At 52.2% G+C, this 12,980-nt stretch carries 7 protein-coding genes; all 7 read left to right on the forward strand.

The features are described from left to right. The first annotated feature begins 69 nt into the window (after window positions 1-69). The 7 genes from lysA to KIH86_RS26425 all read left to right on the forward strand — a co-directional run bounded on the left by lysA (window position 70) and on the right by KIH86_RS26425 (window position 12,843). The gene (gene lysA, locus KIH86_RS26395) at window positions 70-1,404 is read left to right on the forward strand and encodes a diaminopimelate decarboxylase (RefSeq protein WP_223086389.1); all 1,335 of its coding nucleotides are present in this window, start codon (window positions 70-72) and stop codon (window positions 1,402-1,404) included. A gap of 267 nt (window positions 1,405-1,671) precedes the next feature. Beyond that, window positions 1,672-2,103, forward strand: a complete 432-nt coding sequence (locus tag KIH86_RS26400; RefSeq protein WP_223086391.1) for a peptidylprolyl isomerase — start codon at window positions 1,672-1,674, stop codon at window positions 2,101-2,103. A gap of 605 nt (window positions 2,104-2,708) precedes the next feature. Beyond that, entirely contained in the window at window positions 2,709-6,269 is a 3,561-nt protein-coding gene (locus KIH86_RS26405; RefSeq protein WP_223086393.1) for a collagen binding domain-containing protein, read from the forward strand. A gap of 258 nt (window positions 6,270-6,527) precedes the next feature. Continuing rightward, window positions 6,528-7,919, forward strand: coding sequence for a TldD/PmbA family protein (locus KIH86_RS26410; protein ID WP_223086396.1), 1,392 nt, complete (start codon window positions 6,528-6,530; stop codon window positions 7,917-7,919). Between the two features lie 3 nt (window positions 7,920-7,922). After that, entirely contained in the window at window positions 7,923-9,275 is a 1,353-nt protein-coding gene (locus KIH86_RS26415; protein ID WP_223086399.1) for a TldD/PmbA family protein, read from the forward strand. A 365-nt stretch (window positions 9,276-9,640) separates the two neighbouring features. Further along, complete coding sequence (uvrA, locus tag KIH86_RS26420) at window positions 9,641-12,469, forward strand: excinuclease ABC subunit UvrA (RefSeq protein ID WP_223086401.1); 2,829 nt, start codon at window positions 9,641-9,643, stop codon at window positions 12,467-12,469. Window positions 12,470-12,510: 41 nt separating this feature from the next. Then, complete coding sequence (locus tag KIH86_RS26425; RefSeq protein ID WP_223086404.1) at window positions 12,511-12,843, forward strand: hypothetical protein; 333 nt, start codon at window positions 12,511-12,513, stop codon at window positions 12,841-12,843. Window positions 12,844-12,980: the final 137 nt, after the last annotated feature.

Raw genomic sequence — 12,980 nt, forward strand, 5'->3', positions numbered from 1 at the left:
CTGTTATACTGAATATCACAGGACGAATGCAATGGATATTCCAAATATGAAATCGGAGGATTGCACAAAATGTTCTTACACGGGACGAGCCGGATTAACGATGCCGGTCATTTGGAAATCGGGGGATGCGACGTTACCGAGCTTAAGGCCGAATACGGAACGCCTCTCTATATCATGGACGAACAGCTGGTCCGCCACCGCTGCCGCGAATACATGGATGCTTTCGCAGCCAGCGGGCTCGGCTTTCAGGTTGCTTACGCAAGCAAGGCGTTCTCGGTTATGGCGATGTGCCGGATCGCGGACGAGGAAGGGCTGTCTCTGGACGTCGTATCCGACGGCGAGCTGTATACTGCACTGCAAGCCGGATTCCCGGCAGACCGCATTCATTTCCACGGCAACAACAAGACGCCGGATGAAATCGAAATGGCGCTTGACGCGCATATTGGCTGCTTCGTTGTCGACAATTTCACTGAGCTTGAATTGCTGCAGGCCATCGCAGCAGGAAGAGGAGTGACAGTCAATATTCTTCTCCGCGTTACCCCGGGTGTTGAAGCTCATGCGCATCACGCCTATGCCGCGACAGGCCAAACCGACTCCAAGTTCGGCTTCGACATCGGCAACGGCTCCGCCTTCGAGGCGATACAGCTCGCATCGGCCAAAGAGAATCTGACGCTGCTCGGTGTTCATTCCCATATCGGCTCCCAGATTTTCGAGACGGACGGCTTCGAGATGGCTGTTGAGCGCGTAGCCAGCTTTGCCCGCCGCGTGAATGACGAACTGAACATTTCCTTCAAGGTCGTCAACCTTGGCGGAGGCTTCGGCATCCGTTATGTCGAAGGCGATACCCCTCTTCGGGTATCAGAATACGTCGCCGCTATTACGAACGCGGTGAAGAAATATTTTGCCGGGATCGGCGAGAGCCTTCCGGAAATCTGGGTTGAGCCGGGCCGCAGCATCGTGGGCGATGCCGGAACGACGCTCTACACCGTAGGCACAAGCAAGAACATTCCGGGTGTGCGCAAGTATGTCGCCGTGGACGGCGGCATGACCGACAATCCGCGTCCGGCGCTGTATGAATCGAAGTATGAGGCGCTGCTCGCGAACCGCGCGAATGAGCCTGCTGCTGAAACGGTGTCCATCGCCGGCAAATGCTGCGAGAGCGGCGATATGCTGATTTATGACGTGGAGCTTCCTGCCGTTGAGAGCGGAGACCTGCTTGCAGTTGCCTGCACAGGCGCCTACAATTACTCCATGGCGAGCAACTATAACCGCATCCGGCGTCCGGCTGTCGTCTTCGTCCAGAACGGACATAGCGATCTGGTCGTCAAGCGTGAGAGCCACGGTGATATTGTGGCCAATGATCTGGTGCCGGCCCGCATGACGAAGCAGCCGGTTACGAAGTAAGGATTCATTCGGCTATCAATCCGGGGAAGCCCTCTGCCATTGCGCAGTGGGCTTCCTGTTTATGAACAGCGGCAAGAGCCTCATTCGTTAACGGATATGCAGCCTGCTGCTTTGCTTTGAACCGGGTTTCATAGTACACTGGATAAGTACGCCTGCACCCTGAATCATGGAGATCCTGTGATTTTATCGTACATGGACGAGGTCCCGTCTCCTAGGATGTGAACGCGTACATACACATTTTGTTAATCTGAAAGGAGCTATTTACATATGGCTAAACAAGCGAAGATTACACTTGAGAACGGCGGCGAAGTGCTGCTGGATCTGTTCGATAAGGACGCTCCCAATACGGTGGCCAATTTCGAGAAGCTGGCGAATGACGGTTTCTACAACGGTCTTGTGTTTCACCGCGTAATTCCGGGCTTCGTTGCCCAGGGCGGCTGCCCGAACGGAACAGGAACCGGCGGTCCTGGTTATACCATCAACTGCGAAATCAACCCGAACAAGCATGAGCGCGGCACACTGGCTATGGCGCATGCCGGCCGCAACACCGGCGGCAGCCAGTTCTATATCTGCTACGCGCCGCAGCCTCATCTTGACGGTCAGCATACCGTGTTCGGCAAGGTTGTGAAGGGTATGGAATATGTCGACGCCTTCCAGGGCCGCGACAAAATGACCTTGGTTGAAGTTTACGAAGCATAAGTCGAGTTTCTGACAGCAAGACCAGTCATCAATCGAATACGCAGCAAGCTAAAGCCTCCGCAGGTTTCTGCGGAGGCTTATTGTCTTTTTATATAGGAAAATAGAGCTTCGGTTCTTCCCGCTTGACAGATTAAATTAAGGATAATAAGCTAGAAGCAGGTGTTCTCAATACAGAACAGTTCAGAGAACAAAAGGCGGCGCGGTGTTATCGCGTCCCTGCACACCGTCCGGAAGCCGCGGATACGAGGCAAGGATTTTAAGATTATACGGCGTTAAATGGATATTACGCATTGGGAGCATTTCAAGCGTTGGACATTCCGATACATAAAGGACGAGAGCGGGGGAATCCAAGAAACATCAAGACTGCAGCATCCCGTTCCTTAAATCCGGCACCGAGAGAATTATCATGATTAACGCTTACAGTTAACGGTTCACACAGCCTGGCAAGAGTACGGCACACCGTGAATATTTCTCCCTTGTGAAGAATAATCCATTTATATAATCTGGGCATTTTGCTCAAGCGTTAATATTCAAATTATGCAAAATGTTGAATGAATCAGCGGTACAGCACCGGCAAAACATGAGGGAAGAGGGGAATATAAAGGATGACACTGCGGAGAATGTTGAAGAAAAGGTTTGCCATGGGACTCGTGATCCTGCTGCTGATTGCCCAGTACAGCTATGGACTTGGATTTATGACTGATGCCAAAGCGGCTTCCATTGACAGCGACCAAAATATTATTACGAGCGTATCCATGGCGGTATACGGCCCCGACGGGCAGACGGTTACCGGAGATGTATACGAGCAAGGGGCTGAAGTGAAGCTCAATTATACATGGTCCCTGCCGGACGGACACGGCTATCAGGCCGGAGATACGTTTACCTTTCAACTGCCCGAGCAGTTCAAGCTGTACAACGATATCGGGGGAGCGCTGGAGTCCGATGAAGGCGATTTCGGAACCTTCACGGTTAGCCAGGCGACCCATCAGGTTACGCTGACCTTTAACGAATTCATTCAAAGTCATGATAATATCCACGGTACACTAAACATCTCCACCCGATTTGATAAAGATGTAATCAAGGGAAGCACCGTTCAGCAGATTTATTTTCCGGTCAATGGAGATACCCAGGTTGTCGTTGTAAGGTTTAAGCCTGATGTTGCCTCCACGATCGACAAGCAGGGAACGGCCGACCGCTATAACGCCACCTCCATACACTGGTCGGTGGATGTGAACAAGACGCTAGATTCCGTCTACGGCGCATCTGTAAGCGATCCGATCCCATCCGGACTTACACTCGATCCGGTGACGGTGGCTGTCTATCAGCTGGATATGCAATTGGACGGAGCTGTGAATCAGGGCATTCTTGTGGACCCGTCCCAATATGAGCTGGCATCCGGGAATGGCACGCTTTCGCTGCATTTCAAGTCTTCGCCAATTACGGGCGCTTACCGGCTCATGTATACGACCGATATTACCGATTTGACCAAGAGCCAGTTCACCAATACGGCGACCTTCTCCGGTACGAATCTGAACCCGGTGACCGCCTCTTCCACCGTTAAGGTCCTTAGAGCTCCGAGTCTGAAAAAATACGATATCGGCTATGACCGGATCACCCAGACGGTAACATGGAAGATTGAGTACAATTACAATTACGGCTTCATCCCGCAATCGGAGGCCGCCCTTACCGACCTGTTCAATAATACCCAGATCCTGGTTGACGGTTCGGTCAAGGTATATAACGTAAACGTCGATGCCAATGGTACGGCAAGCGTGGGTTCGCTGCTGGTTCCGGGAACGGATTATACGCTGACTCCAGCGAGCGCCAGCGGCAAGACCGGCTTCGTACTCCAGTTTCTGCGCGATGTAACGACGCCTTACGATATCCAATACCAGACGAAGCCGAAAGAGCGGCTGTTCGAGGCGAAGCGTATTTACAACACCGTTACCTCGGGCACGTACAAGGCGGAATACAATAAAGATATTTTTCCGGTAGTTATTACGAAGACGGCGGATGCCGCGAGCGCTGATTATGTCGCCAGAACCGTCAACTGGAAAATCACTCTGAATGAAGACAGCTATCCGATGAGCCATGTCGTCGTGAAGGATGTGGTTCCGTACGGTGGACTGACGTTCCTGCCTGACACCCTTGTCGTTACGGACGCCAAAGGCAAAAAAGTTCCGGCTTCGGCTTATACACTGGATTATGACCAGCCGGTTCAGCCTGGCAAAGGCTTCACACTAAGCTTCAATGATACGATTACCGGTAAATATACGATCTCTTATAAGACGAAATTTGATTTCAGTGCTCTTACAGGCAAGGATAAGTTCTACAATACCTCTTACTTGTATTGGGACGGAACGACCGGATATGCGATTGCATCCTTCGATCCGCGCTCTGAAGTGAAGAACAATGGCTTCAAGACAGGTGAATATAATGCCGTCAGCAAGGAAATCACCTGGTCGGTTGGAGGTAACTATAACGGCATGACGCTGAATAGCGCGATTGTCGTCGACAAGATTGAGTCCCCGCAGAAGCTGGTTCCCGGCTCCGTCAAGGTGAAGCAGATGTATCTGTGGTCCAACGGCAATACGACCAAAATGTCCGAACTGAACGTTCCTTATACGGTAACGATCGGTGACGATAATATTCTGAGAGTGAGCTTCCAGGAGCCGGTCAACTATCCGTTCTTCATCGAGTTCAAGACGAGTCTGGAAGGACAGCTGATCGACAGCAATAAGGCTGATAACAGCGCCTCCGTCTTCGACGGCGACAGCAAGGTGTCCGGCGATCTGACAGCATCGGTAACGATCCCGCACGGCGGCGACTATGTGTCCAAGAGCGGCTCGCAGTCCGGAGACAAGCTGAACTGGACGATTAATATCAATCGCGGGCAGTCTTATGTGAAGGATGCGAAGATTACTGATACGGGCAGTCCGAATCAACTGCTGCTGGCCGATTCCTTCCATCTGTATCCGACTGTCGTATCTCCTGACGGAACGATCGCCAAGTCGGGTCCCGAGCTGGTAAAAGGAACGGATTATACGCTGGATATCGTGACTACGGATGCCGGCAAGCAGACCTTTGTGCTAAGCTTCCTCAGTGACATCCGGTCGGCTTATATTTTGGAATACCAGTCGCTGATCGCCGCCCGCAGCGGCGAAGCGGTAACCAACAAGGCAACTTTGAGCGGCAATAATGTAATTGAGGTGACCAAAGAAACCTCGACCGAGGTTATCGTCGGCGTCTCCAGCGGTTCCGGTACAGGCATCGGCTCCCGGGGTACGCTGACGGTCCAGAAGCTGGATGAGACTGATCACCTGAAGCTGCTGGCTGGCGCCGAATTCAACCTGTATCGGCTTAACGGAGATGAGCGTCTCTTGATCGGCAGCAAAGTGACGGGAGAAGACGGCAAAGCTGTATTCAACGGTCTTCTGGCCGGCAGCTACGCCATAGTGGAGACCAAGGCACCGGAAGGCTATACGCTCGACGCGACCGAGCATGCGGTCAGCCTGGGAGCGGGCGCGACGATTACGCTTCCGGTAACGAATAAGAAGCTAGCCTCGCCGGAGCCTTCGGCAAGCCCGACGCCGACACCAACTCCAACACCGACTCCATCGGCTCCGGAAGTGACGGAATCGCCGACGCCAACTCCATCGGCTTCAACCGAGCCATCCGTATCGCCTTCGTCTGCTCCGTCCGAGGACCCGTCGGCCGGGCCTTCGGAAGTTCCGGCTTCGGCACCGCCTGCGGGCGCGACCGCCACGCCGACAGCAGCTCCGACGGGCGTCATTCCGACGGCCTCGCCAACGCCGTCAACCGGCGGCGAGGTGATCATCCCGGACGATACAGTTCCGATCGGACCGGCAGCGTCCGCTGTGCCTTCAGCCGTACCATCGCCATCGGCGGTTGCTTCGCCGTCGCCCACGGTGACGCCGTCCGAAGTGCCGATCATCGATGAAGTGCCTTCCGGCGGCGTGGATATTCCGGATGAAGATGTACCTAAGGGCGGTCCGGAGAACCCGGATAAGGGCTCTAACCCCGCCTCCGGCAAGCTGCCGAAGACAGGTGAAGGCAGCTCGATGCCCATCTATATGGGCGGACTTGGTCTCATCCTGATCGGTCTTGTCCTGAACCGCTGGCTGAGCCGCAGAAGAAAATCTTAATAGGTAGAAGTCAATCGTATTGTATCGACTGATGAATAAGAGAGCGCCCCGGCTGATGCCAGGGCGCTTTTTGTGCTGCCGGCCGGCGCTCGTGGCGCGCGGGCCAGTTCATCAGACTGCCTTTGAAGCAGCCTATTCTCATGCCCGTGACTTCCTTGTCCGGGCACGGGCTTATGCTTCAGTAAATGCGACAGCTGTGGGTATTATGGGCTATAATGGATAAACATGATAGACAAATGAGGCTTGGGGAGGTACAAGATGCTGCAGGAACAAGTGATTCAAAGAGTGCTTGGCGCCGCGCTTGAAACGGGAGCCGATTTTGCGGAGCTGTTCGCGGAAGACCGGACGGACGGCAGACTTGAAATGGTGGGCGGCCTTGTCGACAGCTCGCTGTCAGGCAGGGATTACGGTGTCGGTGTCCGGATTCTGAAGGGCAGCTTCGCGGTCTACGCCTACACGAACGATAGCAGCGAGGGCAATCTCATTGCGGTCGCGCGTTCGGCAGCAGCGGCCATTCGGGACGGAGGGGCCGTCATTCCGGCGATGGATCTCCGGCGGGCGGTGATTGACAACCGCCACTATATCGGAACGATCCCGGACAGCTCACTTAAGCAGCGGACGATCGAGCTTATGCGGCGAGCCCATCAGGCAGCTTCCGGCTATGACTCCGCTGTCTCCCAGACGCGCATCTATGCGAGTAATCAGCGCCAGCATGTGCTGATCGCCAACAGTGACGGTCTGCTGGTTGAAGATATGCGGATATACACGAGACTTGGCATCAGCGCCGTAGCGGAAGAAGGCGGGCAGAAGCAGTCAGGCTTCAGCGGCCCTGGCGCCTATGCGGGACATGAATTTCTGGAAGGGCTGGATATTGAAGAGCATGCCCGGACCGCCGCACGGATCGCGGTGACGATGGTGAGAGCAGGCTATGCCCCGAGCGGCCGGTTTCCGGTCATTATCGATAACGGCTTCGGCGGCGTACTGTTTCACGAAGCTTGCGGACATGGGCTGGAATCGACATCCGTGGCTCCGGGGTCATCCGTCTTCGCCGGCAAGCTGGGGGAACGGGTCGCCTCCGAACTCGTCACAGCTGTGGATGACGGGACGATCGCCAATGCCTGGGGCTCACTCAACATTGATGACGAGGGAGCAAAGACCCAGCGCAATGTGCTGATCGAGAACGGCATCCTGAAGGGCTATCTGATCGACAAGCTGGGCGCCCGCCAGATGGGCATGGCTGCCACCGGATCGGGACGGAGACAGTCCTATAAGTTCGCACCGGCCTCACGTATGAACAACACCTTCATCTGCAACGGAACCTCGACCCGTGAAGAGATTATCGCGGATACGGAATTCGGCATTTATGCCAAATCCATGGGCGGCGGATCGGTCAATACCGCATCCAGCGATTTCAACTTCGCTGTACAGGAAGCCTATATAATCCGGAACGGGAAGATTGCGGAGCCTGTCAAAGGGGCGACTCTGATCGGAAAAGGCATCGACATCCTGAGACGGATCGACAAGGTCGGCGACAACCTGGAGCATGGGCAGGGCATGTGCGGCTCGATCAGCGGAAGCCTTCCGGTGAATTGCGGGCAGCCGACGATCCGGGTGTCCGAGATGACGGTCGGCGGAAGAAAGGGGGAGTAGGCGGTGAACATTGCTGAATTTCAAGAGGCGCTGCTTCGCAAAGGCCGGGAAGCCGGATTCACGGATATGGAGATTTACTATTCAAGCGGGAAATCCTTATCCGTGTCCGTCGTAAAAGGCGAGATCGATGCTTATAAAATTGTGGAGAGCGGAGGACTGTCCTTCCGTGGCCTGATCGGCGGAAAGATGGGCTACGCTTCTACTGAGGCGCTGGATGAAGTCTCCATTCCCTTCCTGTTGACCGAAGCGGCCGGGAATGCGGAGGTTGTGGAGCTGAACGAGGACGAGGAGCTGTTCGAGGGCTCGGAGCACTATCATGAAGTTGACAGCTACTCGGCGGAGATCATGAAGACACCGCCGGAGAAGCTGATCGAAGCTGCTTTTGCCATGGAGCGTACAGCGCTGAACTCCGATTCGCGGATTGAAATGGTCAGACGCTCTGCAGCCGCAGTTAGCGAGAACGAAATATCGATTATCAACACCAAGGGACTGAACTGCCACCTGTGCAGCAGCAGCGCCACAGCGAGCATTTATGTGCTTGCGAAGGAATCTCCCGAAGCGGCGGAGACGGTGACGGGGGGCTGGTTCGATTATTCGCTGAGCAGCTTTGACGATATCGATCTGGAGGCGGTTGCCCTTACCGGAGTCCGGGAGGCGGTATCCAAGCTTGGGGCGGCTACTGTTCCCTCGGATAATTATCCGGTAATTTTCCGGAATGACGCCGCGACCTCGCTGCTGTCGAGCTTCGCTTCGGTATTTTCCGCCGAATCCGTAGACAAAGGCTTCTCGCTGCTAAAGGGCCGGCTGGGTGAAGTAATTGCGGGCAGCAATGTGACGATTATCGACGACCCGCTGATGCCTGGGGCTCCATCGGCCAAAGCGTTCGATGCGGAAGGCAGCGCTACCGGTCGGCATGAACTGGTGAAGGAGGGCAAACTGCTCACCTTCCTGCATAACCGGGCAACGGCGCGCAAAGCGGGGACGTCCAGTACTTCGAACGCTTCGAAAGGCGGATACAAAGGCAAAATTGGAGTGTCCTATCACAATTTGTATATCGCACCAGGTACAGAGAGCCTGGAGGAGATGATCGCCGGAACGGATAAAGGCCTGCTGATCGTGGAGCTCCAAGGCCTCCATGCCGGAACCAACGCCACCTCCGGCAGCTTCTCGCTCGCGGCTATCGGATATTGGATTGAGGCGGGCGCCATTGTAAGACCGGTCAACCAGATTACCGTGTCCGGCAATTTCTTTGAGCTTCTGAACGGCATCGAAACGGTGGGCAACGATCCCCGATTCATCGGAAGCTGCACCTCGCCGTCGCTGAAGGCCGTATCGTTAACGGTCTCGGGAGCATAGAGCTTCAGTATGCGGCTGCCGGGATGCCGGAATCAGCCTGTTAAGAGAGGATCGGATTGCTTCGGATCGGTCATTATTTCTCAAAGATTTTAATCAGGCAAGCGTCCGGGCATTATTCTGCTCTGGTCATTTATGAATGAACGAACGATTTCACTAGGTCGCCTACATGGCGGCCTTTATTAATTTTGGGCTTTGGCCTGCATCCTGCGCGGGAGACCAGTTGTTTTGTTCGTCAACCCGCATAGCATCGCGTCATCTATACAGTGAAAAAAACTTAAAATAAATTACATTTTGTGGAAAAAACACTTGACAGGCATATGATACAATTAATTTATAAAGGCTTTAAAATCGTACTAGGAGGCTTTATGCATAAATATATAACGGTTAACGGAGCTAGAGAAAACAATCTGAAGAATGTCAAACTCCGGATCCCGCGGAACCAATTCGTTGTATTTACCGGGGTGAGCGGGTCGGGGAAATCGAGCTTGGCTTTTGATACTCTGCATTCTGAGGGGCAAATGAGGTACATTGAATCCTTGTCATCCTATGCCAGGCTGTTTCTTGGCAATACCAATAAACCAGATGTTGATTCCATTGATGGGCTCTCTCCGGCAATTGCAGTTGAACAGAAGACTACTTCTAACAACCCGCGTTCTACGGTAGGGACCGTAACTGAGATCTATGACTACCTGCGTTTACTATGGGCAAGAGTCGGTGTGCCGCATTGTCCGAACTGCAAGAGAGAGATTCGGCGGCAATCTGTTGATCAAATTATCGATACCATTCAGCAGTGGCCAACCGGGACCCGGTATATGGTAATGGCTCCAATCATTCGTGATGAACCAGGCGAACATACGGAAGTCTTGGGAAAAATTAAATCGGATGGTTTTGCGCGGGTTCGGATTAATGGAGAAATGCTCAGTTTAGGCGAATCAATCCAATTAAAGAAAGATGAGAAGCATACCATTGATATCGTGATAGATCGGCTGACGGTCAAAGAGGGGGAGTTTCAAAGATTAACAGACTCTCTGGAAACCGCCTTCTTATTATCGGGGGATGTAGTGAATATTTACAGGGTTGATACCCGGGAAGATAATGTGTACTCTCAAAGATTTGCTTGTACGGAATGCGGGCTGTCACTGCAGGAGCTATCCCCGCGGATGTTCTCTTTTAATAATCAATATGGAGCTTGCAGAACTTGCACTGGGCTGGGATACCAGCTGAAGGTCGATCCATTAAAAGTAGCACCTGACCGGGCCCTTTCACTGAAGGATAATGGCATTGCAGTTGGAGGCTGGAGTAACCCGGAAGGCAGTTATTATTCCCAGATGTATTACAGAGCATTAGGCGAAAAATATAGCTTCGATTTGGATACGCCCCTCTCGAACTTTACAGAAGCGGCTCTTGATGCTCTTTTTTATGGAACGAAAGGAGAAAAGCTGCACATGGAGCGCAGCTCCGGGAACGGCGGCGATCTTAGATCCATTCAACAGGCTTTTGAGGGTATTATCAATCAGATGGAGCGCAGATATCGTGAAACGCAATCCGAAGCTATGCGCAAGGAATTGGAATCCTTCATGTCATCTCAGGAATGTCCGGATTGCGGGGGCAATCGGCTTCATCCCATGATTCTTGCGGTATTGGTTGAAGGGAAGAATATATCGGATTTTTGCAAATTATCAATAAACGAAGCAAGCAATCTGCTTATGAACTTTACTTTATCTGGAGCGAGGGCCAGAATAGCCGAACCTATAATAGAAGAAATACAAAACCGCCTGCATTTCCTGCAAGATGTCGGTCTTGAATACTTGACGCTTTCCAGAGCGGCGGGCACTCTGTCGGGAGGAGAAAGTCAGCGGATTCGGCTGGCAACTCAAATTGGCTCCGGCTTAACCGGAGTCCTGTATATCCTGGATGAACCGTCAATAGGATTGCATCAACGGGATAACAACCGTCTTCTAAGCGCTTTAAAAAGTTTGCGCGATCTGGGCAATACCTTGATCGTCGTTGAACATGATGAAGAGACGATGCGCCAGGCGGAATGGATCGTAGATATTGGCCCCGGCGCAGGGACTAACGGGGGAGAAATCGTTGCACAGGGTGCTGTAGCCGACATAATAAACGAGCCGCGTTCGTTAACGGGGCAATATTTGTCGGGGGAGAAGCATATTTCTGTACCCAGAGAACGACGAAAAGGCAGCGGACAAATGTTAACCGTGTTTGGAGCTGCGGAGCATAATTTGAAGGATATCGATGTATCCTTTCCGCTGGGAACGTTTATTTGCGTTACCGGTGTTTCCGGTTCAGGCAAATCAAGTCTTGTAAATGAAATCTTGTATAAGCAGCTGGCGGCAAAACTAAACAGAGCCCATACACATGCGGGCAAGTATCGGGAAATGGAAGGGATCGAGCTGCTCAATAAGGTTATCAATGTTGATCAAACTCCGATTGGGAGGACGCCAAGATCCAATCCGGCGACTTATACGGGATTATTTGACAACATCAGGTCACTGTTTGCCATGACCAATGAGGCCAAGCTTAGAGGATATGATGCGGGACGATTCTCTTTTAATATCCAGGATGGTCGCTGTGAGGCTTGCACTGGAGAAGGCTTGATGAGGATTGGAATGCACTTCCTTCCGGATGTCTATGTTCCTTGTGATGTATGCAAGGGGAAGCGTTATAATCGAGAAACACTTGAGGTTCATTATAAAGGAAAAAGCATCGCAGACGTACTTGATATGACGGCTTTAGAGGCATCCGCTTTTTTTGAAAACCTGCCCAAAATACGAAAAAAAGTGGAAGCATTGTGCCGGGTAGGCTTGGGCTATATAAAACTAGGCCAGGCTTCTACGACTCTTTCCGGCGGAGAAGCGCAGCGAGTAAAGCTGGCTACTGAGTTGTTAAAACCGGCTACGGGATCAACTCTTTATATAATGGATGAACCGACGACCGGACTTCATGTTGCCGATGTTCATCAGCTCATTCATATCCTGCATGATTTGGTTGATGGCGGTAACACCGTTGTCGTAATTGAGCATAACCTTGATTTGATAAAAAATGCTGATCATATCATCGATTTGGGTCCTGAGGGAGGTCCGAATGGTGGCACGATTATATGCTCGGGGACCCCTGAAGAGGTTGCAGCTTGTTCTGAGAGCTATACAGGAAGGTACTTGGATTTGAATGGATGAGAATGATCATCTAGTAATACAACGAGGGAGAGGGATAACTAATGCAGTTTATTGGGCAAGAGGTAACCCATATTGTTTTTGGTAAGGGGACAATCAGTAAAGTGGAAGAAGGCCGGGTGGAAGTTGATTTTCCTAATGCAGCCGGGCATAAAATGTTTGTTTACCCAGATGCTTTTGAAAAATTCATAAGCATGACCGATGGCAGAAGCCAGGAGAAGGTTCTTGTGGAAGTAGAGCAGACAAAAAAAGATCGGCAAGCTGAAAAAGCACGGATTGAACAGAAATTTCAAGAAGAACGTCTGGCTGCAGAGGAAGCTGCTAAAAAGAAAAGTGTCACTTCTCGAAAGGCATCGGTCAAAACGAAAAGAAAGTGACCTCCTCAACAAGCAGACTTACGAAATACGGACCTTACGGTGGCAATCCTGTCAATAGCAAGTCTGAGGGGTATGGATTTAGCACGTACACAGCGTAGAGGAGTATATCAATGTATGATTTAGCAAATGACAAAATT

The sequence above is a fragment of the Paenibacillus sinensis genome (assembly GCF_019904155.1).
GTDB lineage: Bacteria > Bacillota > Bacilli > Paenibacillales > Paenibacillaceae > Paenibacillus_AQ > Paenibacillus_AQ sinensis.